Annotated in this window: 29 protein-coding genes and 1 pseudogene; 15 read left to right on the forward strand and 15 right to left on the reverse strand. The window is 59.8% G+C overall.

Annotated elements, in window-relative coordinates; all coding sequences use genetic code 11:
* Positions 1–12: 12 nt before the first annotated feature.
* Genes PSH80_RS19875 through PSH80_RS19890 form a run of 4 tightly spaced genes read right to left on the reverse strand, consistent with a single transcriptional unit; the run spans position 13 to position 2,555 of the window.
* Positions 13–1,242, reverse strand: a complete 1,230-nt coding sequence (locus PSH80_RS19875; RefSeq protein ID WP_057960469.1) for an RNA polymerase sigma factor — start codon at positions 1,240–1,242, stop codon at positions 13–15.
* The gene (locus PSH80_RS19880; RefSeq protein WP_057441942.1) at positions 1,239–1,715 is read right to left on the reverse strand and encodes an SRPBCC family protein; all 477 of its coding nucleotides are present in this window, start codon (positions 1,713–1,715) and stop codon (positions 1,239–1,241) included. Before PSH80_RS19880 ends, PSH80_RS19875 begins: the two co-directional genes overlap by 4 nt.
* A 32-nt stretch (positions 1,716–1,747) precedes the next feature.
* Complete coding sequence (locus PSH80_RS19885) at positions 1,748–2,092, reverse strand: YciI family protein (protein WP_057441944.1); 345 nt, start codon at positions 2,090–2,092, stop codon at positions 1,748–1,750.
* Positions 2,093–2,135: 43 nt separating this feature from the next.
* Positions 2,136–2,555 (reverse strand): nuclear transport factor 2 family protein, encoded by a 420-nt coding sequence (locus PSH80_RS19890; protein ID WP_128593818.1) that lies wholly within the window; start codon positions 2,553–2,555, stop codon positions 2,136–2,138.
* Positions 2,556–2,703: 148 nt separating this feature from the next.
* On the opposite strand from PSH80_RS19890, the gene PSH80_RS19895 reads away from it, so the two are divergent.
* From PSH80_RS19895 to PSH80_RS19910, 4 genes are all read left to right on the forward strand, one after another.
* Positions 2,704–3,192, forward strand: coding sequence for an N-acetyltransferase (locus PSH80_RS19895; protein ID WP_057960471.1), 489 nt, complete (start codon positions 2,704–2,706; stop codon positions 3,190–3,192).
* A 70-nt stretch (positions 3,193–3,262) separates the two neighbouring features.
* Positions 3,263–3,517, forward strand: a complete 255-nt coding sequence (locus PSH80_RS19900; protein WP_057960472.1) for a helix-turn-helix domain-containing protein — start codon at positions 3,263–3,265, stop codon at positions 3,515–3,517.
* Positions 3,510–4,718 (forward strand): type II toxin-antitoxin system HipA family toxin, encoded by a 1,209-nt coding sequence (locus tag PSH80_RS19905; RefSeq protein ID WP_200659895.1) that lies wholly within the window; start codon positions 3,510–3,512, stop codon positions 4,716–4,718. The genes PSH80_RS19900 and PSH80_RS19905 overlap by 8 nt, the downstream gene beginning before the upstream one ends.
* A 31-nt stretch (positions 4,719–4,749) precedes the next feature.
* Positions 4,750–5,355 (forward strand): pyridoxamine 5'-phosphate oxidase family protein, encoded by a 606-nt coding sequence (locus PSH80_RS19910; protein WP_057960474.1) that lies wholly within the window; start codon positions 4,750–4,752, stop codon positions 5,353–5,355.
* 151 nt (positions 5,356–5,506) lie between these two features.
* Here the strand turns inward: PSH80_RS19910 and PSH80_RS19915 are convergent, their stop codons facing one another.
* Positions 5,507–5,989, reverse strand: a complete 483-nt coding sequence (locus PSH80_RS19915) for a GyrI-like domain-containing protein (protein WP_120733974.1) — start codon at positions 5,987–5,989, stop codon at positions 5,507–5,509.
* A gap of 195 nt (positions 5,990–6,184) precedes the next feature.
* On the opposite strand from PSH80_RS19915, the gene alaC reads away from it, so the two are divergent.
* Positions 6,185–7,396, forward strand: coding sequence for an alanine transaminase (alaC, locus tag PSH80_RS19920; protein ID WP_029296464.1), 1,212 nt, complete (start codon positions 6,185–6,187; stop codon positions 7,394–7,396).
* A gap of 130 nt (positions 7,397–7,526) precedes the next feature.
* Here the strand turns inward: alaC and PSH80_RS19925 are convergent, their stop codons facing one another.
* Together PSH80_RS19925 and PSH80_RS19930 are read right to left on the reverse strand one after the other, a co-directional pair.
* Entirely contained in the window at positions 7,527–8,879 is a 1,353-nt protein-coding gene (locus PSH80_RS19925; protein WP_057960476.1) for a GntP family permease, read from the reverse strand.
* A gap of 84 nt (positions 8,880–8,963) precedes the next feature.
* Positions 8,964–9,497 carry a gluconokinase gene (locus PSH80_RS19930; RefSeq protein WP_057441958.1) on the reverse strand — a complete coding sequence of 178 codons (534 nt, stop codon included), beginning with the start codon at positions 9,495–9,497 and terminating at the stop codon, positions 8,964–8,966.
* Positions 9,498–9,710: 213 nt separating this feature from the next.
* On the opposite strand from PSH80_RS19930, the gene PSH80_RS19935 reads away from it, so the two are divergent.
* The 5 genes from PSH80_RS19935 (at position 9,711) to PSH80_RS19955 (ending at position 13,613) form a co-directional block, all read left to right on the forward strand.
* Positions 9,711–10,742, forward strand: a complete 1,032-nt coding sequence (locus tag PSH80_RS19935; RefSeq protein WP_305420631.1) for a LacI family DNA-binding transcriptional regulator — start codon at positions 9,711–9,713, stop codon at positions 10,740–10,742.
* Between the two features lie 337 nt (positions 10,743–11,079).
* Entirely contained in the window at positions 11,080–11,403 is a 324-nt protein-coding gene (locus tag PSH80_RS19940) for a DUF6124 family protein (protein ID WP_057960477.1), read from the forward strand.
* Between the two features lie 179 nt (positions 11,404–11,582).
* Positions 11,583–12,215, forward strand: a complete 633-nt coding sequence (locus tag PSH80_RS19945; protein ID WP_057439933.1) for a glutathione S-transferase family protein — start codon at positions 11,583–11,585, stop codon at positions 12,213–12,215.
* 10 nt (positions 12,216–12,225) lie between these two features.
* Positions 12,226–12,963 (forward strand): NAD(P)-dependent oxidoreductase, encoded by a 738-nt coding sequence (locus PSH80_RS19950; protein WP_252118030.1) that lies wholly within the window; start codon positions 12,226–12,228, stop codon positions 12,961–12,963.
* A gap of 149 nt (positions 12,964–13,112) precedes the next feature.
* Positions 13,113–13,613, forward strand: a complete 501-nt coding sequence (locus PSH80_RS19955; RefSeq protein WP_057960479.1) for a hypothetical protein — start codon at positions 13,113–13,115, stop codon at positions 13,611–13,613.
* A gap of 107 nt (positions 13,614–13,720) precedes the next feature.
* Here the strand turns inward: PSH80_RS19955 and PSH80_RS27455 are convergent, their stop codons facing one another.
* Positions 13,721–14,293 carry a methyl-accepting chemotaxis protein gene (locus PSH80_RS27455; RefSeq protein ID WP_370693748.1) on the reverse strand — a complete coding sequence of 191 codons (573 nt, stop codon included), beginning with the start codon at positions 14,291–14,293 and terminating at the stop codon, positions 13,721–13,723.
* Positions 14,294–14,314: 21 nt separating this feature from the next.
* Positions 14,315–15,040: pseudogene (locus PSH80_RS27460) on the reverse strand (PAS domain-containing protein); the annotation flags it as partial.
* 703 nt (positions 15,041–15,743) lie between these two features.
* On the opposite strand from PSH80_RS27460, the gene PSH80_RS19965 reads away from it, so the two are divergent.
* Complete coding sequence (locus PSH80_RS19965) at positions 15,744–16,160, forward strand: GNAT family N-acetyltransferase (protein WP_057960481.1); 417 nt, start codon at positions 15,744–15,746, stop codon at positions 16,158–16,160.
* Here the strand turns inward: PSH80_RS19965 and def are convergent.
* The 3 genes from def to PSH80_RS19980 all read right to left on the reverse strand — a co-directional run bounded on the left by def (position 16,157) and on the right by PSH80_RS19980 (position 18,021).
* Positions 16,157–16,696 (reverse strand): peptide deformylase, encoded by a 540-nt coding sequence (gene def, locus PSH80_RS19970; RefSeq protein WP_029296447.1) that lies wholly within the window; start codon positions 16,694–16,696, stop codon positions 16,157–16,159. The genes PSH80_RS19965 and def overlap by 4 nt on opposite strands.
* A gap of 3 nt (positions 16,697–16,699) precedes the next feature.
* Positions 16,700–17,653, reverse strand: a complete 954-nt coding sequence (locus PSH80_RS19975) for a YihY/virulence factor BrkB family protein (RefSeq protein ID WP_057960482.1) — start codon at positions 17,651–17,653, stop codon at positions 16,700–16,702.
* A 176-nt stretch (positions 17,654–17,829) separates the two neighbouring features.
* Positions 17,830–18,021 carry a CsbD family protein gene (locus tag PSH80_RS19980; RefSeq protein WP_057439941.1) on the reverse strand — a complete coding sequence of 64 codons (192 nt, stop codon included), beginning with the start codon at positions 18,019–18,021 and terminating at the stop codon, positions 17,830–17,832.
* 199 nt (positions 18,022–18,220) lie between these two features.
* Here PSH80_RS19980 and PSH80_RS19985 point away from each other — a divergent pair, with 199 nt between their 5' ends.
* Positions 18,221–18,598, forward strand: coding sequence for a hypothetical protein (locus PSH80_RS19985; RefSeq protein WP_057439943.1), 378 nt, complete (start codon positions 18,221–18,223; stop codon positions 18,596–18,598).
* A 195-nt stretch (positions 18,599–18,793) separates the two neighbouring features.
* On the opposite strand, the gene fadD1 is transcribed toward PSH80_RS19985, so the two are convergent.
* Together fadD1 and fadD2 are read right to left on the reverse strand one after the other, a co-directional pair.
* Positions 18,794–20,485, reverse strand: coding sequence for a long-chain-fatty-acid--CoA ligase FadD1 (gene fadD1 / locus PSH80_RS19990; RefSeq protein ID WP_057439947.1), 1,692 nt, complete (start codon positions 20,483–20,485; stop codon positions 18,794–18,796).
* Between the two features lie 314 nt (positions 20,486–20,799).
* The gene (fadD2, locus tag PSH80_RS19995) at positions 20,800–22,488 is read right to left on the reverse strand and encodes a long-chain-fatty-acid--CoA ligase FadD2 (RefSeq protein ID WP_115128801.1); all 1,689 of its coding nucleotides are present in this window, start codon (positions 22,486–22,488) and stop codon (positions 20,800–20,802) included.
* A gap of 210 nt (positions 22,489–22,698) precedes the next feature.
* Here fadD2 and PSH80_RS20000 point away from each other — a divergent pair, with 210 nt between their 5' ends.
* Together PSH80_RS20000 and PSH80_RS20005 are read left to right on the forward strand one after the other, a co-directional pair.
* On the forward strand, positions 22,699–23,643 hold the full coding sequence (locus tag PSH80_RS20000; RefSeq protein WP_169961339.1) for an alpha/beta hydrolase: 945 nt from the start codon (positions 22,699–22,701) through the stop codon (positions 23,641–23,643).
* Positions 23,644–23,711: 68 nt separating this feature from the next.
* Entirely contained in the window at positions 23,712–24,182 is a 471-nt protein-coding gene (locus PSH80_RS20005; protein ID WP_032862565.1) for a MaoC family dehydratase, read from the forward strand.
* Positions 24,183–24,367: 185 nt separating this feature from the next.
* On the opposite strand, the gene PSH80_RS20010 is transcribed toward PSH80_RS20005, so the two are convergent.
* Positions 24,368–24,835 (reverse strand): PA2169 family four-helix-bundle protein, encoded by a 468-nt coding sequence (locus PSH80_RS20010; RefSeq protein ID WP_057439949.1) that lies wholly within the window; start codon positions 24,833–24,835, stop codon positions 24,368–24,370.
* A 206-nt stretch (positions 24,836–25,041) separates the two neighbouring features.
* Here PSH80_RS20010 and PSH80_RS20015 point away from each other — a divergent pair, with 206 nt between their 5' ends.
* Entirely contained in the window at positions 25,042–25,278 is a 237-nt protein-coding gene (locus tag PSH80_RS20015; protein WP_008056784.1) for a DUF3820 family protein, read from the forward strand.
* Positions 25,279–25,283: the final 5 nt, after the last annotated feature.

Consider the following 25,283-nt stretch of genomic DNA (forward strand, 5'->3'; position numbering starts at 1 on the left):
CTCAGCCGGCGCCTACAAAGGGCTATCGGTGCAGGTTGCCAGACGTCGTTCGATAAAGCGTTTTTCCGGGGCCTGCTGGGTCAGGCCCAGGGCTGTTTCATACGCCTGGCGCGCCTCTTTCATCCGCCCCAGTTGCCGACAGAACTCCCCCCGTGCCGAATGCGCCAGGTGGTAATCCCGTAACTCGCCACGCACCAGGATCCCCTCGACTTGCTGCAACCCCGCCAACGGCCCATCGCGCATGGCCAGGGCAACGGCGCGGTTGAGCTCGATCACGGGCGACGGCAGCATCCGCAGCAGCACGTCGTACAGGCCGACAATCTGTGGCCAGTCGGTCTGCGCCGCACTCGGGGCCTCGGCGTGTACCGCGGCAATCGCCGCTTGCAGGCAGTAAGGCCCGAAACGCCGGGTGGCCAGGGCCTGTTCTACCAACCCACAGCCCTGGGCAATCAGCGCTGCATCCCACAGCGTGCGGTCCTGCTCATCCAGCAGCACCAGCTCAGCGGCGGCAGAAAGCCGGGCCGGGCGCCGGGATTCATGGAGCAGCATCAACGCCAGCAGGCCCATGACTTCCGGCTCCGGCAGCAACTCCAGGAGCAGGCGGCCCAGGCGGATGGCCTCGCGGGTCAAGTCGTCACGGGTCAGGTCAGCGCCCATGGACGCCGAGTAGCCCTCGTTGAACACCAGGTAAATCACCCGCAATACGCTGTCCAGGCGCTCGGGCAACTCCGCCAGGGACGGCACCTGGTAGGGAATCCTGGCCTCGCGGATCTTGCCCTTGGCCCGCACGATGCGCTGGGCGATGGTGGCCGGCGTGACCAGGAAGGCCCGGGCAATTTCCTCGGTGGTGAGGTCACAAATCTCACGCAGGGTAAGCGGCACTTGCGCATCCGCCGCCAGCGCCGGATGGCAGCAGGTAAAGATCAGGCGCAGGCGGTCGTCTTCCACGTCTTCGGCACTCCAGTCAGCCGCTTCCAGCGCATCGGCCTGCTCCTGCAACAACGGGGTGAAACGGGCCTGGCGACGCAAGCGGTCGATGGCCTTGAAGCGCCCGGCAGACACCAGCCACGCTCGGGGATTGTCGGGCACACCGTCCTGCTGCCAGCGTTCGACCGCGACGAAGAACGCCTCGTGCAGGGCTTCTTCGGCGAGGTCGAAATCCCCCAGCAGGCGAATCAACGTCGCCAGGATGCGCCGCGACTCACTGCGGTAGACCGCCTCGACTTGGGCCTTGACGGTCAATCGGGCATGCCCGTGGTCACCAGGGTCACCAGCCGGTCCAGGCTCTCGCCCCAGCCCTGATGAAAACCCATGGCTTCGTGGGCTTGTTTGTCGGCTTCGCTCCAATGCATGGCGCGGGCGGTGTAGCGGGTCTTGCCAGCCACCTCCTCGAAGGTCACTTCGGCGCTCATAAACGGCTTGCCCGAGGGGATCCAACCCGGCAGGAACGCATCGGTAAACACCAGGCGGCGCGGCGCGTCGATCTCCAGGAACACGCCCTGGGTCGGATATTCACTGCCGTCCGGCGCGCGCATCAGGGTGCGAAACAGGCCACCGACCCACAGGTTCATTTCGCACTCGGGCGTGGTCATGCCGTGGGGGCCCCACCATTGTTGCAAGAGCGCAGGCTCGGTCCAGGCGCGGAACACCCGGCTGGGCGGGGCGTCGATCACCCGGCTGATGGACAGTTCAAATGCAGCAGGTTGAGTGTTCATGGTTAAACCTCCTGAGTTTTATAAGTGTTGAGTCAGAGATTCAAATCACGCACGGGGCGCACTTCCACGCTGCCGACCCGCGCCGCCGGAATGCCGCCGGCCACCTGCAGCGCCTCATTCAAGTCCTTGGCTTCGATCAGGTAGAAGCCGGCAAGCTGCTCCTTGGTTTCGGCAAACGGCCCATCGGTGATCGACAACTTGCCGTTACGCATGCGCACGGTGGTGGCCGTGCTCACCGGCTGCAGGGCCTCGGCCGCAAGCATGCGGCCACTGCCGTGGACCGCCTCGGCGTAGGCGTGGCATTCCGGGTCCTTGGGGCTGTCGGGCAGGCTGTGCAGCAAAGCTTCGGCGCTGTAGACCAGGCACAGGTATTTCATGGCGTTCTCCGTTTTTCGGACTAATGACTATAGTTCGCGGTACTCACGGTTCCAGGTCGAACAGACCGGCGCCGGTTTCCATATCGAACGGTGCGGACCAATGCTCGTGCACCACCTTCCACTGGCCGTTGATTCGCTGGTAGCCGGCGCTGACCCGCATCCAGCAGGTTTTCAGCACGCCATCGGGCCCGGTGCCGCCGCAGTGGGCGAGCCAGTGGGCAAAGGCGCTGTCATCGGCGGCGACGATATGCAGTTCATGAAAGTCGAAAACACCGGGGCCCGGGCAAAACTCCATGCAGGCCTGCCAATGGGCGCGATAGGCCGCCTTGCCTTTGAACTGCAGGGCATTGACGGCGTCGAACGCGACGATATCTTCGGCGTAAAAGCTGACAATCTGCTCGACATCCTTGGCGACCACCGCTTGCTTCCATTGCTCGATCAGGGTGTTGATTGCGTTGCTCATGGCGATACTCCTCGGGGTGGAAAATCACAGAAGACACCCTTGGTCGAATGGGCCGCCTGCCAATCGACAAGCCTACAAAAAATAATTTCGCCAAGGGCAAAGCCGCTAGAATTTGCGACTTCCCTGTAGGACTTCGGATATCTGCTCGATGGAAACCCGCCTCGCGCCCTATGAGACGCTGACCGCTGCACAGCAACAGCAACTCGCCAGCCTCGAAGTCCACCCCGAGCAACTGGCCTATAGCGGCGATATCGACTGCGCGCTGAACAGCCTGCTGGTCAACCCCAACCCCGGCATCAAGGGCTTTGCCTTGCTGGCCGACGAAATCCCCGTGGCCTTCCTGCTGCTCAAGCGCCCGCCCTGCCTACCCCATTGGGCCGACGAACACAGCGCCACACTGCATGCCCTGCAAGTCGATCGCCACCAACAGGGCCGCGGCTTGGGCAAAGCCTGCCTGCAAGCCCTGCCCGCTGCCGCCCGCCTGGCCTGGCCACAGATCACGGCGTTGGAGTTGTCGGTGGACAGCGACAATGTGGCGGCAATGGGCTTGTATTTGCAGCAGGGCTGGGTAGACCGGGGCGAGGCGTATAAGGGGCGGGTGGGTTATGAACGGCGGTTGGCACTGACACTCGGTTGATATCAGCGTTGACAACCCCAAAATGTAACGTATATATAACTTTAAAATACCAAAGTAACGGTAACGCGACATGGATCCTGCACTTCTGAGCCAGAGAATCGGCAACCAGGTTCGCTCGATGCGCCTCAGCCGTGGCCATACACAAGCACAGCTGGCACAGCTGGCCGGTACGACGCGGCAAAAACTGATCGAGATTGAGCACGGCAGCTTGTCGGTGGCGATGAATGCCTACGCACGGGTTTTTGCAGCCTTGGGCAGTGAGGTCAAACTGGTCCCCGTTTCCATGCCAACGCTGGAGGAAGTGGAGGATTTGTTCAATGAGTAGCTACAAACTGCAGGTCCGTACGCCCGAAGGCGCAAGTGGCAGCGTGTTCGTCGGCACTGAGCACTACCACTTTCGCTACGCTGATGATGCCCTGGAGCAGAGTGCAATCAGCCTGCTGATGCCAGTGCGGGCCGAGGAGTATCGACGGCATGAACTGCACCCGATCTTTCAAATGAACCTGCCCGAAGGTTATGTACTGGAGCAACTGAAAAACCGTCTGGCGAAGACCGTCAAGGTAGATCCGATGCTGTTGTTGGCCCTGTCAGGCAGCAGCGCACCTATCGGCCGCGTTTTCACCTCGTCCGCGCAAGTCAACCAACTGATTGAGCGCAACAGCCCCGTGTCGTACGGTGAGCGTCTGGATGAAATCCTCGCCTGGGATGGTGCCGAGGATTTGTTTACCCATCTGGTCGATCGCTACATCCTTCGCGCCGGCATTTCCGGGGTACAGCCTAAGGTATTGGTACCCGAAATCCCGCTGGTACCGGAACAGAAATTCACATCGAAAACCAACGATCTGATCATCAAGAGCGGGCGTGACGAGTTTCCAGGCCTGGCGATCAACGAATACCTGTGTATGTCGATTGCAAGGGAGGCAGGTATCCCCGTGCCACCCTTCTACTTGTCACAGAACCACAAGCTTTTCATCATGCGCCGCTTTGATCGGGACGAAAAACTCAACCCCCTGGGCTTTGAAGACATGACCACATTGATGGGCCTGTCCGCCGAGCAGAAATACAGCAAGAGCTACAACATGATTGCCAAGGCTGTTCGCCTCTTTTGTGCAATCGAACATGAACGCAGCTCCCTGGAGCAGTTGTTCGATAGCGTTGCGCTGAGCTGTATCGTCGGCAATGGTGATGCCCATCTGAAAAATTTTGGCTTACTCTACAGCGATCCACTCAAACGTGACGCCCGTCTTGCACCCGCTTATGACATCGCCAATACCACCGCCTATATTCCCGAAGACGCCCTGGCTCTGGACCTGGACGGCAACCGCTCATTCTCTGCGTCACGCTTGGGAATCCTTGAGTTTGCCAAGACCTGCAGCATAGAAAACGCCGAGGAGCGCATCCGGGCTCTGCTGCAGACCCTTGAAGTGGTACTCGCACGTGAAGACGATTATTGTCGGCAAGCACCCCACGTTGCTCAGGCCATCCGGCAATCAGCGCAGGGCTACCAACGCAGCTTTGGCGGATAATCGCCAGCGCTCCCTGGGCAAGGAGACCCACATGCTAACCACCCTGGACCAACTCGAAACCCTCTACGGCCTGCCCCAGGAGCGTGCCCTGCGCAAGGAAATCGCGTTTCTCAATGAGGATTACCAGGCGATGGTCAAAGCCTCGCCGCTGGTGATTGTCAGTTCTTCAGGCGCCGATGGCCTCGACGGCTCGCCTCGGGGCGATGTGCCGGGGTTTGTGCGGATCATTGATGAGCGCACGCTGGCGATCCCCGATCGGCCGGGCAATAACCGCCTCGATACCTTGCGTAACCTGTTGGTGGATCCACGGATTGCCTTGCTGTTCATTATTCCGGGGATCGGGGAAACGTTGCGGGTCAACGGGCGGGCGCAGATTTCCATCGAACCTGAGTTGCTGCAGAGCTTTGCGGTCAACGGCAAGCCGGCGCGGTCGGTGATTGTGGTGCAGGTAGAGGCGGCGTATTTCCACTGTTCGAAAGCTTTTGTGCGCTCCGATTGCTGGAACCCGGACAAGCATGTGGAGCGTTCGACGCTGCCGTCAGCAGGGGCTTTTCACAAGCGTTTGAATGATGGGCAGTTTGATGCCGAGGCCTACGACCGGGAAATGCCGGAGCGGGTCAAGGCCACGTTGTATTGAGGCCCTGGGCGGCTCGGGCGCCCTTGAGATCGCCATCGCGGGCAAGCCCGCTCCCACAGGTAATTGCGCCGTACCTGGCTTTGAGTAAACCCCCGATACAAATGTGGGAGCTGGCTTGCCTGCGATGGCGGTGGATCAGGCGATGTACAGGTTATGCGGACTTTTCGACAGGCAGCCAGATTTCCACGGTACCGGTGCCCTTATCCACGTCGAAGTCGGCGCTGTAGCGCTCGAAATCCGGCCCGGCGACCTTGTACCCCGAGGTCGGCAACCACTCGTACATAATCCGTTCATAGGTCTGCGACAGCGCATACACCGGCCCGTAGTGCGCGAAGACCGCATAATGATTGGCCGGCACTTCAATGGATTGAAAGTTGCCCGGCACATCACTTTTGGCTGGCACTTCGACCCCGGCGATGTAATCAAACTCTTCCTGGGTGGCGTTGTAGCAAACGCCGTAGGTCACGCCGCCCATGCGCTTTGTGATGTCCTTGATGCAGCTGTCGAACAACTCCCATAGCTTCGGAATGTCCCCCAGCGTGGCCTTGCCGTAATGACCGCCGACCCCGGCAATGACCATCGCCCTGCCCTCTTCCATGCGGGGTTCCAGGGGTAACGTTACCTGTTGGTTCATCTGCACAATCTCCATTGATAAATGACCAAAACCATACTGAGTATAGGGGCATAGTCATCCAACACTCCAGGCCGAAAATTTTCCGGCGCCATCTGGACAACCTACCCTCATCGCCCGTATTGTCTGCCCCGCAGGCCACCGCAGTGGCCGACGTCGCTCGGACGGTTCCGGGCGCTTACGTATTCCGAGGCAACAATGGCAGACCAAGGTTCGCCGCGCCGCTTTGCGCGCATAGATCGACTCCCCCCTTATGTTTTCAATATCACTGCCGAGCTGAAGATGGCTGCGCGTCGGCGCGGCGAAGACATCATCGACTTGAGCATGGGTAACCCCGACGGCCCGACTCCACCGCATATCGTGGAGAAACTGGTGACCGTCGCCCAGCGCGAAGACACCCACGGCTACTCCACCTCCAAAGGCATCCCGCGCCTGCGCCGCGCCATTTCGCGCTGGTACAAGGACCGCTATGAGGTGGATATCGACCCGGAAACCGAGGCCATCGTGACCATCGGCTCCAAGGAAGGCCTGGCGCACCTGATGCTGGCCACCCTGGACCAGGGCGATACCGTTCTGGTACCCAACCCCAGCTACCCGATTCACATCTACGGTGCGGTGATTGCCGGCGCCCAGGTGCGCTCGGTGCCGCTGATTCCCGGCGTGGACTTCTTTGCCGAGCTGGAGCGGGCGATCCGCGGTTCGATCCCCAAGCCGAAGATGATGATCCTCGGCTTCCCGTCCAACCCGACCGCGCAGTGCGTGGAGCTGGACTTCTTCGAACGGGTGATCGCCCTGGCCAAGCAGTACGACGTGCTGGTGATCCACGACCTGGCCTACGCCGATATCGTCTACGACGGCTGGAAAGCCCCGTCGATCATGCAGGTACCGGGGGCCAAGGACATTGCGGTGGAGTTTTTCACCCTGTCCAAGAGCTACAACATGGCCGGCTGGCGCATCGGTTTTATGGTGGGTAACGCGGAACTGGTCAACGCCCTGGCGCGCATCAAGAGCTACCACGACTACGGCACCTTCACCCCGCTGCAAGTGGCGGCGATTGCCGCGCTGGAAGGCGACCAGCAATGTGTGAAAGACATTGCCGAGCAGTACCGCCAGCGCCGCAATGTGCTGGTCAAGGGCCTGCATGAACTGGGCTGGATGGTGGAGAATCCGAAGGCGTCGATGTATGTCTGGGCAAAAATTCCCGAGGCGTATGCCGCCATGGGCTCGCTGGAATTTGCCAAGAAGCTGCTGCTCGAAGCCAAGGTGTGTGTGTCGCCGGGGATCGGCTTTGGCGAGTATGGCGATGACCATGTGCGCTTTGCGCTGATCGAGAACCAGGACCGCATTCGCCAGGCGGTACGCGGGATACGGGCAATGTTCCGGGCCGATGGCCTGGTCACCAAAGCCTGACCGAGTGATCGTTCCCACGCTCTGCGTGGGAATGTAGTCCGGGACGCTTTGCGTCCCAAAGCGTGACGCAGAGCGTCACAAGGGGCATTCCCACGCGGAGCGTGGGAACGATCAGTCACCCCAGGTTGGGTTACACCACCAACGACAGCAACATGATAAAGCCCAGCGCCACGATGGACAGGATGGTCTCCATCGCCGTCCACGTCTTGAACGTCTCGGCCACGGTCATGTTGAAGTACTGCTTGACCAGCCAGAACCCTGCATCGTTGACGTGCGACAGAATCAACGACCCCGCCCCCGTCGCCAGCACCAGCAATTCCAGGTTGACCCCCGGCACCATCCCCACCACCGGCACCACAATGCCTGCGCCAGTAATGGTGGCCACGGTCGCCGAACCCGTGGCAATCCGAATCACCGCGGCTACCAGCCAGGCCAGCAGGATCGGGTTGATCTGCGCCGTCACCGCCATATGGCCGATCACGTCACCCACACCGCTGGTCACCAGCATCTGCTTGAAGCCACCACCGGCACCGATGATCAGGATGATCGCGGCGGTCGGCGCAAGGCTCGCATCCAGCAGCTTGAGGATCTGTTTGGAATGGATGCCCTGGCGATGGCCAAAGGTGTACAGCGACAGCAGCAACGCCAGGAGCAAGGCACTGATCGGGTGGCCGATCATGTCCATCCAGTTACGCACGATGTGCCCGTCTGGCAGGGCAATGTCAGCGAAGGTTTTCAGCAGCATCAGGAACACCGGCAGCAGCACGGTGATCAGGGTGATGCTGAAGCTCGGCAGGTTTTTTGCGTCGGACTCGCGGGCCAGTTGGTCCACCAGTTCCTGGGACGGGTTGCCGGGGATGTACTTGGCAATGAACGTCCCGAAGATCGGCCCGGCAATGATGGCGGTCGGCAAGGCGACGATCAGGCCGTAAAGAATGGTCTTGCCGATATCCGCGCCAAACACGCCGATGGCCAGCAACGGCCCCGGATGCGGCGGCACCAGGCCGTGCACCGCCGACAGGCCGGCGAGCAACGGGATGCCGATCTTGATCAGCGACACACCGGTGCGCCGCGCAACGATAAACACCAGCGGGATCAGCAATACAAAACCGATCTCGAAGAACAGTGGGATGCCCACCAGGAAGGCCGCGAACATCATCGCCCACTGCACCTTTTCCTTGCCGAAGGCGCGGATCAGGGTCTGCGCGATCTGATCGGCACCGCCGGATTCGGCCATCATCTTGCCGAGCATCGTACCCAGCGCCAGGATAATCCCGACAAACCCGAGCACCCCGCCAAAACCGTCCTGGAAGGCCTTGATGATCTTGTCCACGGGCATGCCCGAGGTCAGGCCGAGAAAGCCTGCGGCGATAATCAGCGCAATAAAGGGGTGGACCTTGAACCGGGTGATCAACACGATCAGCCCGATGATAGTGACCACTGCATCAAGCAGCAGGTAAGACTCGTGGGACATGCCAAACATGGGGGTCGTCTCCTGTTTGTTGTTGTTATTAAAGCGGGTGTTGAATTTCGTGCCGTCGGATAGCGCTGTCTTTCGGGCAAAAAATCATCGGGAAGGTTCAAAACCGTGGGTCAGCCACCACGCGTGGGTCTGCGCGGCCAACGCCTCGATGCTGTCTTTACTGGCGTTGAGGGCCAGGGTCAGCGGCTCGCCAATGGGCGATTCGAGGGTGGCGAACTGGCTGTCGATCAGGCTGGCCGGCATGAAATGGCCGGGGCGATGGGACACGCGGTCGGCGGCCACTTCGCGGGTCAGTTCGAGGAAGACAAACCCCAGGCCCGGCGCGGCTTCGCGCAAGTGATCGCGGTATTTTTTCTTCAAGGCCGAACAGGTGAGCACCGGATGCTCGCCGGCCTTGAGCGCACGACGCAACTCATCGCAGAGGATGTCGAGCCAGCCGGCGCGGTCGTCGTCGTTCAGGGGATGGCCTGCGCTCATCTTTTCGATATTGGCAGCCGGGTGAAAGCTGTCGCCTTCAATGGCGGTGGCGCCGTTCAACAGGCACAGGGCCTCGCTGACACTGGACTTGCCACATCCGGAAACACCCATGATGACCAGGGCAGTAACAGGTTGACTCATGAAACACCTCAGGACGCAGATAGCGCTACCTTTGCACGCCCTAAGGCTAGTGCAAAAACAGGCTTTTCCCGCGCCTAATTGTCATTTTTATGGAGTGACGCGTGCATCCTCTGCCACCGCTTGCACCAGGATCAGGCAACCCTTTGCGCAAGTATTTGCAGGCTTTTGGAGACAGCGCTACCTTAGTGCCTCGATTTTTGTTTGGCAAGCCGCCTGATGACCTCCAAGAACGATAAAAATACCCGCACCACGGGTCGCCCTACTCTTAACGAAGTCGCGCGCCTGGCCGGCGTCAGCCCGATTACCGCCTCCCGGGCCCTGCGCGGGATCAGCACCGTGGCCACCGAACTGGTGGAAAAAGTGCAGAAGGCCGCTGCCGAGCTGAACTACGTGGTCAACCCGGCCGCCCGCGCCCTGGCCTCCGCCCGCAGCCAGTCGGTGGTGGTGCTGGTGCCCTCGCTGTCCAACCTGCTGTTTATCGAAACCCTCGAAGCCATTCATCAGGTGCTACGGCCCAAGGGCTTCGAAGTGCTGATCGGCAACACCCACTATTCCCGGGACGAAGAAGAAAACCTGTTGCGCAACTACATGGCCTATCAGCCACGCGGCTTGCTGCTGACCGGCTTTGACCGCACCGAAAGCGCCCGGCGCATGGTGGAGTCGAGCAATGTGCCCTGCGTGTACATGATGGACCTGGACCCGACGGCCGGGGTCAACTGCGTCGGCTTCTCGCAGATCAGTGCCGGCGAAACCGCAGCAGCGCACCTGATCTCCCGGGGCCGCAAACGCCTGGCCTACGTCGGCGCACAACTGGACCAGCGCACGCTGCTGCGCGGTGAAGGCTTCCGCCGTAGCCTGCAACAGGCCGGTTTGTATGACCCGACCCTCGAACTGCTGACCCCGCGCCCCTCGTCGGTGGGCCTGGGTGGCGAGTTGTTCCTGCAACTGCTGGCCAGCCATCCGGATGTGGACGCGATCTTCTTCGGCAACGACGACCTGGCCCAGGGTGCGCTGCTCGAAGCCCTGCGCCACGGGATCAAGGTGCCGCAGCAAGTGGCGGTACTGGGCTTCAACGACCTGCCCGCCTCCAGCTTCATGGTGCCGCGCCTGAGCAGCATCAGCACCCCACGCGAAGCCATTGGCCGACGCGCGGCAGAGCATTTGCTGACGGTGATGGCCGGCAACAAAATCGCCCGGCCGGTGGTGGATATGGGGTTTGAGTTGAAGGTACGCGAGAGCAGTTAAGCATTGGCTGTAGGAATGAGCTGACTGTGCGGCCGCGCCTTGCTCCGTTACCTACGGTTGCGTCAGAATCCGCCGGCTTGTGCGCCTGGGTGGGGCTCTCTAAGGTGGCTCGGTCGCTGAATGTCTCGGTGATCGGGTTTAGTAGCCTGAGCTTGAACAACCTAAGTGCATGAGCCTCCCCTGTCAGACGTTCTCGTCTGTGCTTGATGGTGGCTGTGCGCAGGGCGCCTTCGGGCGCGCCGGCTTTGGGTGTTCACCGGTCTACTAACCTGCGTGCAGCCGCCACCCTAATTCGTTTAGTAGCGATGAGGTGGCGGCCCGAATCAGGAACACCCCTATGTTCAAAATAACGCCCAACCCCCCGCTTCACGACGCAAAACTCAACCTGGCCGCCCACCGCGCCATTGATCACTACCTCAATCCACCAACCGCCCCCGCGCCCGAACCTTCCACTCTGTTCACCGTCACTTCCGGCGCCAGCAGCGAAAGCCTGATTGCCAACAGCTATGAAACCCTATCCTCCGTCACCACATTGCTGCTGGACTTGTCCGAAGACCTGACCGGCAAAGACCGCGACAGGGCCCTGGCGATTCACCAGTTGAGCGAGTTGGGCGTGTTGCTGATGGGCACATTGATGGACCAGCAAACACTGCACAACTAAAGCCCAGACGCGATCAAAAAGGTGGGAGCTGGCTTGCCTGCGATGGCGGTGTGTCAGCCAGCCAAGATAATGACTGACACACCGCCATCGCAGGCAAGCCAGCTCCCACCTTTTTTACCGTGCCCACTTGGCCCCTGCTAAATTGGCCAACGCCAACTCACACCTGCCAGGGAAGCACCATGGGACACGCGCTGAAAATCTTGGGTCGCACTTCGTCCATCAACGTACGAAAAGTCCTGTGGACCTGCCAGGAACTGAACATCCCCTACGAGCGCGAAGACTGGGGCATCGGCTTCACCCCCACCCAATCACCCGCCTTCCTCGCCCTGAACCCCAACGCCCAGGTGCCGGTGATCATTGACGACAACGGCGTGCTGTGGGAATCCAACACCATCTGCCGTTACCTGGTGGGCCTGCACCAGCGCCATGACTTGCTGCCCGCCGCCCCCGCGCCTCGCGCCAGGGTCGAGCAATGGATGGACTGGCAAGCCACCGAACTCAACCCCTCCTGGGGCTATGCCTTCCACGCCCTGGTGCGCCAGAACCCGGACTTCCAGGACCCGCAGCGCATTGCTGCCGGCGTGCGCGGTTGGAACGACAAAATGGGATTGCTGGAGCAGCAGTTGATCAAGACCGGCGCCTATGTGGCCGGTGACAGCTTCAGCCTCGCCGATATCCTGGTCGGCCTGTCGGTGCACCGCTGGCGGATGACGCCCATGGAGCGCCCTCGCTACCCGGCTGTCGATGCGTACTACGCCCTGCTCAGCCAGCGCCCAGGTTTCCAGGCCTTTGCCCTCGACGGTCACAACTAAGGATTACACGATGAAAGGACTCAACGTACTGCTCACCGGCGCCTGCGGCAGGATCGGCAAGACATTTTTCGAAGCGTCGAAAGATCGCTACCGCTTTACCCTCACCGACCGCGTCGCACCGGGCTTCGCCCTCGACGGCCATCGCTTCGTGCAGGCCGACTTGAGTGACAGAACGGCCCTCACCGCACTGCTCAACGGCATCGACGTGGTTGTGCACCTGTCGGGCATTCCCCACCCCAGCGCCACCTTCGACGAACTGCTCCCCAACAATATTCTCGCCACCACCTATCTGTTCGAGGCCGCCGTGGCCGCCAACGTCAAGCGCCTGGTCTTCGCCAGCAGCGCCCAGACCATCGAAGGCTACCCGGTGGATCGGCAAATCACCCCGGGCATGCCGGTGCTGCCGGCCAACCTGTATGGCGTGAGCAAATGCTACGGCGAAGCGCTGTGCGGGTATTACGCAGCCAAAACCCCACTCTCCACCATCGCATTACGCATTGGCGCGTTTGAATTTGCCGAAACCCACGACTTGAACAACGCCCGCGACCTCAGCGCCTGGCTCAGCCCTCGGGATGCCGTGCAGTTGTTGCAGCGCTCGGTGGAGGCCCAGGGGGTCAAGCACCTGATCGCCCATGGCATTTCCAATAACCGCTTCAAGCGCCTGGACTTGAGCGAGACCACACGGGTTCTGGGGTATCAGCCGCAGGACGATGCCTTCCAGGTCTTCGAGATTCCCATTACCTACTGAAGGCAATGGCCGCCGACGGCAAACATTGGCCGTCGGCAACCCGCCTCTTGCCTCGGTATTGCCCTCACAGCCAATGAATACGGGGTTTTAGTTCCCGGCACGCTAATTGCTAAACCCTATGGACCGTTCAAAACCACAGGTGCCCGATCATGTTGGTCAATACCCAAGTCTCGTCCGTGATCCAACAGTCCAAACGCCCCGACCTGGACCCGGCCAACGCCGCCGCCAGCGCGCTGTACAGCGGCGTGATGCAAAACGTGCAGAACGCTGCCGCCGCGACCCAGGTGCAGGCCACGCAAAAGGCCACCGACACCACGGCCAGCAACGTGGATGCGGCGTTTGCCAAGACCCGCCTGCAGTTGCAGGCAACACCGCCGACCAGCGCCACGCCAACCACCGCGACCAGCACCCAGGCCCGGACAGAGTTCACCGACTACATGGCCAAGACGCCGGCCGAGCGCATTCGCGATCAGATCCTCAAGGAAAAGGGCCTGACCGAAGAAGATGTGAAAGCGATGCCTATCGAACAGCAGAATGCCATTGCCCTGGAAGTGACTGAGCGCCTGAAGATGCAGGCGGCGCAGCAGTTCGCCGAGAAGACCGCTGACCCGCAGATCAAGGCCGTGAAAGATGCCCTGGCTGCCATCTGATATGGCCCGCCACTGCCGCTCTGCGCGGGTTGAGCCTGGCAACCCACTCTCCCGTTGACCTGTGGCGAGGGAGCTTGCTCCCTCACCACAGGGTGGGCACGGTCCCGCTACTGCAATTGCAGGGTGGAGTTGAACTGGCCGATAGCATCCACCACATGCCGTGAGCCCTCCTGGATCTCCAGGATCACCTGCCCCGCTTCATTGGCCAACTCCACCCCCACGCCGGTACGGCTCAGGCTCGACTGCATGCTCGATACCGCGCTCAGGGACAAGTCGTGGTTTTTGCGCACCACGTCGACAATCTCGATCGTCGCCTGGCTGGTACGCGCCGCCAGGCTGCGCACCTCGTCCGCCACCACCGCAAACCCACGCCCGTGCTCACCCGCGCGTGCAGCTTCAATGGCCGCGTTAAGCGCCAACAGGTTGGTTTGATCGGCAATACCGCGAATGGTCTGCACGATGGTGCCGATAATGTCCGACTGCTTGCTTACCGCGTCGATACTCAGCGCCGCCTGATTCAGGTCGCGGGAAATTTCTTCGATGATCTGCACCGTCTGCTGCACCACTTCCGACCCCTTACGGGCGCAGGCGTCGTTCTGCACCGAGGTGGCGTGGGCCGAATCGGCAGCGGTCCGCAACGTGGTGACCTGGTGGGTGATATCACTGGCGAACTTCACCACCTTGTACAGGCGACCATTGGCATCGAAGATCGGGTTGTAGGAGGCTTCCAGAAACAGCGTCTGGCCATGCTTGTTGCGCCGTTCGAAACGATGGGAGTGAAACTCACCCCGGTTGAGCGACGCCCAGAACGCCTTGTAACTCGGTGAGTCCACCTCAGCGCGGTCACAGAACATGCTGTGGTGCTGGCCAACGATTTCACCGAGGGAATACTGCACCGTCTTCAGGAAGTTCTGGTTGGCATTGAGGATCTGCCCCTGGGGCGTGAACTCGATGACCGCCATGGAGCGGCCGATGGCATCAATCAGGCTCTGGTTTTCATGTTCGCGGTGGATCCGTTCGGAAATGTCCGACGCCACCTTGATCACGCTCTGCACCTGTTCATCCGGGCCGAACACCGGCATGTAGCTGGCCTCCAGCCACACTTCCTCGCCGCTCTTGGTCAAGCGCATGAACGTGCCGCTGAGGGGCTCGCCCTGGGCCAGGTCGCGCCATAGCTTGGCGTAGACGTCGCTGCGGTAGTAGGACTCTTCACAGAAAATTCGGTGGTGTTTGCCACGTACTTCCTCGGCGCTGTAACCCAATGTCTTACAGAAGTTTTCGTTGGCATCCAGGACTATGCCGTCGCGATCAAACTCGATCATCGCCATGGAGCGGCTGATCGCCGCCAGCTTGGCCTGGGCCTGGGTCAACGCGCAGGAAAAACGTTCGATTTGCAACAGGTCGGATTTGTGGTGCAGGTTAAACATGGTCGGATCACCTTCAGCGCTGTCTTTGAATGACGGTTAGTTCTTGGATTTGACCCAGCACAACTTTCCACAAAACAGGCAAACGCAATCGTCCAGAGACAGGACAAGTGTCAGGCGATAGATAAATGATGGCTAATCGGAGAGTCCATGGGGCAACACTCGCTTCAAGGCATCCTTTTCTTGATGACCCTCTCTGGGGCCTGCTTCAACCGACACACGCAAATCCATTTAACTTGAGGCTCCTTTTTCCCGGCGCTTTGAGGTACGCGCTCGCTATGCCAAAAACCACCCAAGACGCTTCATATGGCAAGCGACATAAGTGGTTCTGGATGAGCATAGACAGGGCTTGGCACTCTGCAAGGCCATTAATCAGCCATCATTGATAAAAAGATGTTGGAGGGGCGTGCGAGGGGGATATCAGGATGTATCTTGCCGTGTAGAAGCGAGCTTGCTCGCTCCCACAGTGAAGGGCTTAGTGACCGAACAGGCCTGTCTCAGTTTTCTTGGCTTTTTTGTCCGCGCGTTTTTCATCGGCGGTCTTTGCCGGTTTTTTCTTCGCGGCTTTCTTTGAATCCATACCTTTGGCCATGATGCATGCTCCACTAACAGAGGAAGTAAGCATGGGTATAACACCTATTGCCCAACAGAAGGCGCTTTGCCCGACTTATAATCCCCAGCCCTTGATCACGCTTGTCCAAATACCATGCCCGAGTTGCACATTGATCTACTGGCGGAGCCCCTGTGGCCGTTGCTGAACAAGTTCTACCGCCGCCATAACTCGCCGATGAAGGCCCTCAAGGGCGGCCAGTTGTGGGTCGCGCGCAACAGCGAGATCGTCGCAGGCCTGTGCCTGAGCCCCGTGGTCTGCGGTCAGTGGCTGACCGGGCTGTTTGTCGATCCGGCATTACGCGGACAAGGGCTGGCGGCGCGGCTGATCGCTGAAGCGATTGCGCCTGTCGAAGGCACGGTGTGGCTACTGTGCCACCCCGACCTGGAAGGGTTTTATACAGCCCAGGGCTTCAGCCAGCAGACCGTGTTGCCGCAGTCGCTGGCAGAGCGCCTGGTGCGCTATAAACGCAACAAGCCGATGATTGCCATGGGCCTGTGCCGCCAGGGTTAAGCGTCGGCGGCGGGATCCAGCTCCGGAAACATCACCTCGATAAACCCGAATTTGCTGAAGTCTGTGATCCGCGACGGGTACAGGCGACCGATCAGGTGGTCGCATTCATGCTGCACCACCCGCGCGTGGAAGCCATCGGCAATCCGCACAATCGGCTCGCCCTTGGGGTCAAAACCCTCGTAGCGAATCTGCTGGTAGCGATCCACCGCACCGCGCAGGCCTGGCACCGACAGGCAGCCTTCGTACCCCTCCTCCAACACCGGGCTCAGCGGGGTAATCAGCGGGTTGATCAGGATGGTCTGGGGCACCGCCGGGGCATCCGGGTAGCGCTCGCTGCTCTCGAAGCCGAAGATCACCAGTTGCAGGTCGACACCAATCTGCGGCGCGGCCAGGCCAACGCCACCCACGTGTTCCATGGTCTGGAACATGTCGTCGATCAGTTGCCACAGCTCGGGGCTATCGAACATTTCCGGGGGCACCGGGGGCGCGATACGCAGCAGGCGTTCATCGCCCATTTTCAGGATTTCACGAATCATCGATCAACTTTCATCAGAGGTGGGTTTGGGCTGCGAATGGTCCCGGCCGAGGCCCGAGACATGCTGTTTTTGATCAGGGTGGTGTTCGCCAAAGTCCTTTTCGCCCGGGTCTTTGCCTTCGACAGACATGTGCTCGATCACCGCGTTCATCTCCGCGCCCAGCAGTAATACGGCGGCGGAAATATAGAAGTACAACAGCAGGACAATGATCGCGCCGATGCTGCCGTACATGGCGTTGTAGTCGGCGAAGGTTTTCACGTAATAGCCAAAGCCCAGGGAAGCGATGATCCAGACCACCACCGCCAGCACCGAGCCTGGCGTGATAAAGCGAAATTTCTGCTTCACGTCCGGCATCACGTAGTACATCAAGGCCACGGCGAACATCAGCAGGATCACAATCAACGGCCAGCGCAGGATGGTCCACAGGGTAACGACGAATTCCTGCATGCCAATCTGCCCGGCCAGCCACTCCATCACTTGCGGCCCCAGGACCATCAACGCGGCAGCGGCCAGCAACATGCCGGCGATACCCACGGTGTAGAGAATCGACAGCGGGAAGCGTTTCCAGATCGGCCGGCCTTCCACCACGTCGTAGGCAGCGTTCATCGCACTCATCATCAGGCGCACGCCCGCCGAGGCGGTCCACAGCGCGATAACGATACCCACCGACAACAGCCCACCCTTGGATTGCTGCAATTGGTCAATCACCGGGTTGACCTGCTCCAGGGCCTGGGGCGGCAACACCAGTTCCGATTGCAGGCGCAACCAGCTGAAGAAGTCCGGCAGGTGCAGGAAACCAATCAGGGCAATCAGGAACAGCAGGAAGGGAAACAATGAAAACAGCATCTGGTAGGCCAGTGCCGAGGCGTAGGTGGGCATCTCGTCGTCGATGAACTCTGTGACGGTGCGCATCAATACGCGGTGCAGCGGCAGATCTTTTAATACCGGAAAAATCATAGCGTCTCCTTTCGCCGCAAAAAGGTTGAGTTCGTGGGCGACTCAGGGGCCGTTTTCTACATCAAGGTAGCCTATTTGGCGACCTTGAAACAATTTCGAAACTTTAATCCGCCGGTTTGACATAAAAACGGCCATCCGTGGATGACCGTTATGCTGCGTGTTGGCAGGCGGGTGAATCAGGCTTTGTCGACCGTATTCTTTACCGCGTCCTTGACCTTGCCGATCGCTTGCTGGGCTTCGCCCTTCTTCTCTTGGATCTTGCCTTCGGCCTCAAGCTGGGTGTTGTCAGTGGCTTTGCCGACACCTTGTTTGATATTGCCAATGGCTTCGTTCGCTAAACCTTTTGCCTTATCCGCTGTGCTGCCCATGGTATTTCTCCGTAAGAACAATCAAGGGTTTTGGTCATTACCTAAGGATTGACCCTGGGCGTTTGCGTAGAGTTTCAATTATTTGCGTCAGGCATTTCATCACCCCGTACAGGTTTGGCTTTATGTTTTGCGGCCAACCCACGAGAATGCCCGGCAGATTCAGGCTCAACCGCTGAATAACAGATCCCGTAGGAAGGTTATGAAACTCAATAAATCACAGGCCATCGCCCGCAGAAACCTGGAACTGGGCGGTGCCGTGCTCGGTGTCAACAACTGCCACTTCACCGACCTGGACCGCAAGCGCAACATCTGGTGGTTCGACCTACCGGTGGCGCGCATCGCCATTGGCCAGTACGAGTGGATTCATTTGTTGATGCACAACGCCGAAACCGATCAGCTGCTGCACCTGAAAGTACCGACCGTGTACCTGCGTGAGAAGCTTGAAGGGTTGGTGGTACGCAATGCAGGCAAGCGCAAGCCGGAGATTACCCTGGAGCTGAGCGCGGACAAGGACTCGTTCCTGAAGGATGTACGCCCGGCAGGCGCTGGCGTGAGCTTCGCGCAGTTCGCCCTGTAGACACCCGATCGGAAATGTGGGGGCTGACAGGACGCCATCGCGGGCAAGCCCGCTCCCACAGGGGTTGTGTGGTACAGGAGTTTTGAGTGCGGCCCAGGACAAATGGCTTGTCGGGTCGCCGCATCGCGGCGATAGCGGTGGGTCAGTCGACACTCAGCGCCCAATAAAAAGCCCCGCATTCGCGGGGCTTTTTGTTTACTTCTTCAGGCCCAGTTTCTTCATCTCTTCATCGCGCAACTCACGACGCAGGATCTTGCCCACGTTAGTGGTCGGCAGTGCTTCGCGGAACTCGACAGCCTTCGGCACTTTGTAGCCGGTGACGTTGGCGCGCATATGCTCCATCACCTGCTCCTTGGTCAGTGTCGCGCCTGGCTTGACCACGATGAACAGCTTGATGTGCTCGCCCGATTTCTCGTCCGGTACACCAATGGCCGCGCATTGCAGCACGCCCGGCAGGCTTGCCAGCACGTCTTCCAGCTCGTTGGGGTAGACGTTGAAACCGGAGACCAGAATCATGTCCTTCTTGCGATCAACGATGCGCATGTAGCCGTCTGGCTGGATGATCGCGATATCGCCGGTCTTCAGCCAGCCTTGGCTGTCGAGCACTTCGGCGGTGGCGTCTTCACGCTGCCAGTAGCCCTTCATCACTTGCGGGCCCTTGACGCACAGCTCGCCGATTTCGCCCAGAGGCAACTCGACACCCTCATCCGAGATGACTTTGCACAGGGTCGAGGGCACCGGGATGCCGATGGTGCCGATCTGGATATTCTGGATCGGGTTGACCGTGGCCACTGGGCTGGTTTCGGTCATGCCGTAACCTTCACAGATATTGCAGCCGGTCACGGCCTTCCAACGCTCGGCCGCCGCCAGTTGCAATGCCATGCCACCCGACAGCGTGACCTTGAGCCCCGAGAAGTCCAGCTTGCGGAAGCCTTCGTTGTTGCACAGGGCCACGAACAGGGTGTTCAGGCCGACAAAGCCGCTGAACTTCCACTTCGACAACTCCTTGACCATCGCCGGCAGGTCGCGCGGGTTGCTGATCAGGATGTTGTGGTTGCCGATCAGCATCATCGCCATGCAATGAAAGGTGAAGGCATAGATGTGGTACAGCGGCAGCGGCGTGATCAGGATCTCGCAGCCTTCGTTGAGGTTGGAGCCCATCAGCGCCTTGCACTGCAGCATGTTGGCGACCAGGTTGCGATGGGTCAGCATCGCGCCCTTGGCCACGCCGGTGGTGCCGCCGGTGTATTGCAGTACGGCGACGTCTTCGCTGGCCGGGCTGGCGTCGGTGACCGGCTGGCCATGCCCCTTGGCCAGGACGTCGTTGAACTTGATCGCCTGGGGCAAGTGATAGGCCGGGACCATCTTCTTCACGTACTTGATGACGCTGTTGATCAGCAACCGCTTGAGCGGCGGCAACAGGTCAGCCACTTCGGTGACGATCACGTGCTTGACGCCAGTCTTGGGCACGACTTTTTCTGCCAGGTGCGCCATGTTGGCCAGGCAGATCAGGGCTTTGGCCCCGGAGTCGTTGAACTGGTGTTCCATCTCCCGCGCGGTGTACAGCGGGTTGGTGTTGACCACGATCAGGCCGGCGCGGATAGCGCCAAACACGGCGACCGGGTATTGCAGGAGGTTGGGCAATTGCACGGCGATTCGATCACCGGGCTGCAAGTCGGTATGCTGTTGCAGGTACGCGGCAAAGGCACCGGACAATTCGTACAACTCACCGTAGGTGATTGTCTTGCCCAGGTTGCTGAAAGCCGGTTTGTCGGCGAAGCGTTGGCAGGACTGTTTCAGTACCGCCTGAATATTTTGATACTCGTCTGGATTGATGTCTGCAGCAATCCCGGCGGGGTACTTATCCTTCCAAAAGTCTTCGATCATGGAAGCCCACTCCTCAGCGACGCGAATTCATTCACCGCATTTGATGCGATTATTATTTGTGTGTTTTTAGGTGATTCCGGCTGTTTCAAGCAGGCCGAGAGGTCACAAAGCGCGCCGAGAGTAGCAGCTTTGCCAAGGGCCGCCTAGAGCCAAAAGAGGCCCCTACAGTCATAAACATGACTCAAGAATATGCAGTAGTCATTTTTAGAGCAAAGATTCTATAACCTGCGAAACCGCTCTACTTTAAGGGTGTACACCGTAAATGTGGGAGCTGGCTTGCCAGCTCCCACATTTGAATCGCATTTCAATTCAGGTCAGGCGATATCGCGAAGCTCTCTGCGCAGGATCTTGCCTACCGGCGTCATCGGCAGCGAGTCGCGCAACACAATGTGCTTGGGCACTTTGTAGCCGGTGAAGTTGGCCTTGCAGTAAGTCTTCAGCTCCTCAAGGCTGACACCCTGGGCCCGCGCCACCACGAACAGTTTCACCGCCTCGCCGGTACGCTCGTCAGGCACGCCGATCACCGCGCAGTTGGCAACGTTCGGGTGGGCCATCACCACGTCTTCGATCTCGTTGGGGTACACATTGAAGCCCGAGACGATGATCAGGTCTTTCTTGCGGTCGACAATGCGCACAAAACCGTCGGGGTCGATCACCGCAATATCGCCAGTCTTGAGCCAGCCCTCGGCGTCCAGGGTCTCGGCAGTGGCAGCCGGTTGCTGCCAGTAGCCCTTCATGACCTGCGGGCCCTTGATGCACAACTCGCCCCGCTCGCCCATCGGCAACTCGACGCCGGCGTCATCAATAACCTTCATCGCCGTGCCCGGCACTGGAATACCCACGGTGCCCAGGCGCGATTGATCACCGTAGGGGTTGGTGCTGGCCACTGGCGACGTCTCAGTCAGGCCGTAGCCTTCGCCGATGGAACAGCCGGTGATCTGCTTCCAGCGCTCGGCAGTGGCCTTGACCAGGGCGGTACCGCCGGAGTTGGTGATCTTCAGGTGGGAGAAGTCCAGGGTCTTGAAATCCGGGTGCTCCATCAAGGCGACAAACAGTGTGTTGAGCCCCAGCAACCCGGTAAACCGCCACTTCTTCAGTTCCTTGATAAAGCCGCCGATGTCCCGTGGATTGGTGATCAGCACGTTGTGGTTGCCGGTGACCATCATGCACATGCAGTTCGCCGTAAAGGCATAGATGTGATACAGCGGCAGCGGCGCGATCATCACCTCCTGCCCTTCCTTGACCAGCGGATGCCCGTCTTCGCGCAGTTGGGACATGCACGCCCGCACCTGCTGCATGTTCGCCACCAGGTTGCCGTGGGTGAGCATCGCGCCCTTGGCCAGGCCGGTGGTGCCGCCGGTGTATTGCAGCACGGCGATGTCATCGAGGGTCATCGGGTGGCGGGTCACGGCCAGGCCCGCGCCCATGCGCAAGGCGCGCTTGAACGACACCGCCCGAGGCAGGCTGTAGGCCGGGACCATCTTCTTCACTTTGTCGACCACGGTGTTGATCAGCCAGCCCTTGGCGGCGGGCATGAAGTCGCCCATCTTCGCTTCGATCAGGTACTCGATCTCGGTGTCGGCCGCCACTTCCTGGACCCGGGAACCAAACAGGTTGAGGTAGACCAGCGCACGAATGCCCGCATCCTTGAACTGATGGCGCATTTCCCGCGGGGTGTACAACGGGTTGGTGTTGACCACCACCAGCCCGGCGCGCAAGGCGCCGAACACGGCAATCGGGTAATGCAGGACGTTGGGCATCTGCACCGCAATACGGTCACCCGGCTTGAGATCGGTGTGGTGTTGCAGGTAGCCGGCGAACGCCGCACTCTGGCGCTCCAGGTCGGCGTAGGTCAGGGTGATCCCCATGTTGCTGAATGCCGGACGGTCGGCAAAGGCTTTGCAGGAACGCTCGAAGACTTCGATTACTGACTTGTACGCCGACAGGTCAAGCTCGTTGGGAACGCCTGTTGCGCGTTTGTCATTCCAGAAATCAGGTTGCATTATTCTTGTCCTCTTACCCGAGTGTGCCCGACCGCTTCCGGCTGTTTAAGGGAAGCGGAGCTTCGAGGACGTTAGCAGCTATGGCCAAACAGGCAAATACACTAAAACGTGTCATTGATTGTATGAATCTTGCCCCTGAGGCCGCGGGTGATCAGACGCCGGCCCTCGGATGAGCTATACACTGCAACGACCCTGAGCAAAGGAAGCGCCATGAACCACACCACTTTCTGGCTGACCGCGAACGACCGCAGCCGCCTGTACGTCAACCAGTGGCTACCGGACGGCACGCCTACGGCGCTGGTGATGCTGGCCCATGGCATGGCCGAGCACAGCGGCCGCTATGCGCGCCTGGCCCAGGCCCTGTGTGATGCCGGTTACGGCGTGTATGCCCCGGACCTGCGCGGCCATGGCCGTACCGCCGATGAAGGCACCCTGGGCCTGTTTGCCGAGCGCGATGGCTGGAACAAAGTGGTAGGTGACCTGGCCGCGCTCAACCAGCACATCGGCCAGCAAGCCCCCGGTGTGCCGATCCTCCTGCTGGGCCATAGCATGGGCAGCTATATCGCCCAGGCCTATCTGTTGCATCACAGTGCCAGCCTGCACGGGGCGATTCTCAGTGGGTCGAACTTCCAGCCGGTGGCCCTGTACCGCGCCGCCCGCCTGATCGCCCGGGCCGAACGCCTGCGCCAGGGCCTCAGGGGCCGCAGCGCACTGATCGAGTTTCTGTCGTTTGGCTCGTTCAACAAGGCCTTCAAGCCCAACCGCACGGCGTTTGACTGGCTGAGCCGCGACCCGGACGAAGTGGACAAGTACGTCAACGACCCCCTGTGCGGCTTTCGTTGCACCAACCAGCTATGGATCGACCTGCTGGGTGGCTTGCAGCAAATCAGCAAAGCGTCCAATCTCAAACAGATTGATCCGGGCCTGCCGATTTTGGTGATGGGCGGCGAATGTGATCCGGTCAGTGAAGGCAAGCGTCTCACCAGCCTGGCCAACGCATTGCGCGATGCCGGCTGCCAGAACCTGCACGTGAACATCTACCCGCAGGCGCGCCACGAACTCTTCAATGAAACCAACCGCGATGCGGTCACCGCTGATGTGCTGGCCTGGATGGCCCAGGCCGTGAACCATCGCCGGCCGGCGCGCTGCGAGTGAACGCATAAATATTTTCGTTTAAAATCAACGAATTAAGATTACCGATTAGCCACAGGATGCAGGATCAGATGACCCAGGTTACCAACACTCCGTACGAAGCCCTCGAAGTTGGCCAGAAAGCCACCTACAGCAAAACCGTGGAAGAGCGCGATATCCAGCTGTTCGCGGCAATGTCCGGCGACCATAACCCGGTGCACCTGGATGCCGAATTCGCCAAGGCGACCATGTTCAAGGAGCGGATCGCCCACGGCATGTTCAGCGGCGCCTTGATCAGCGCGGCAGTCGCTTGTGAGCTGCCTGGGCCGGGCACCATCTATATCGGTCAGCAGATGAGCTTCCAGAAGCCGGTGAAAATCGGCGACACCTTGACCGTACGTCTGGAAATCCTCGAGAAGCTGCCCAAGTTCCGCGTGCGGATTGCCACCCAGGTGTTCAACCAGCGTGATGAGTTGGTGGTGGATGGCGAAGCCGAGATCCTCGCGCCACGCAAACAGCAGGTTGTGACCTTGACCGAGTTGCCGGCGATCAGCATCGGCTGATCAGGCATGTGAAATAAAAAATGTGGGAGCGGGCTTGCCCGCGATGGCGTCATTTCAGTCGATACATACATCGACTGATCAACCGCTATCGCAGGCAAGCCAGCTCCCACATTTGTATCGGGGTACAGCGCAATTACCCGTGAGAGCAGGTTTGCCTGCTCCCACATTTGTTACCTCAGCGCAGCTCAGGACTGGGCGCGAGCCTGGTTACGCAGGGCTTTCACCTGATCGTGATTGCGTTGCGCACCATGATACTGGCGCTCAACCAAGTCACGAATACCGACCAGGTTGTGCTTGTTGATTTTCTCGATGGCCTCTTTGTAAGCCTTCAGTGCGTGGTCTTCACCGCGCTCGGCTTCGTTGAGTACCGCTTCTTCGTCCTTGCCGGTGACCATCGACTTCACGTCGACCCAGCCACGGTGCAGTGCGCCGGCCACGCTGCCGGAATCTTCCGGATCGCCACCCAGGGCCCGCACGGCCGTTTGCAGTTCGGCAGCCGCCGACGCGCAGTCTGCGGAACGCTTGATGAACAGCGCCTTGAGCTCAGGGTGCTTGATGTCTTCTGCGCAGGTCTTGAAGCCTTCCTGGCCGTCTTTGCTGGTTTCGATCAGGTCATTGAGTACGGAGATCGACTCTTTGTTGATATCAGTCATTTTTCAATTCCTTCGCGGGTTTAGAAAGGTATTGGGGTAGTTGCAGCGCCCGTGCCAGGTCTTGAATCAATATTTATTCTTTATTTTTCAATAAGTTATAAATATCCCCAAAATCTGTATCCGCTTTATTTGCATGATCTGTCATTTGGCCTTCATGCAGAATGCCTGTATTTTCCAAGGCATCCTCCTGATTGCCTGAAGCCCGTATGAACCCCGAAAAACTCGAACTGCTCATCACCCGCCAAATGCCGTTCGGCAAGTACAAGGGCCGGATCATTGCCGACCTGCCCGGTCCGTACCTGAACTGGTTTGCCCGCGAAGGTTTTCCCCACGGCGAGCTGGGCGGTTTGCTGGCCTTGATGCAGGAAATCGACCACAACGGCCTGTCCGAACTGCTGGAACCGCTGCGCGCCAAACACGGTAAACCCGCCCCGCGCCACTAACCGAG

It is taken from the genome of Pseudomonas sp. FP818 (assembly GCF_030687335.1).
Lineage (GTDB): Bacteria > Pseudomonadota > Gammaproteobacteria > Pseudomonadales > Pseudomonadaceae > Aquipseudomonas > Aquipseudomonas shahriarae.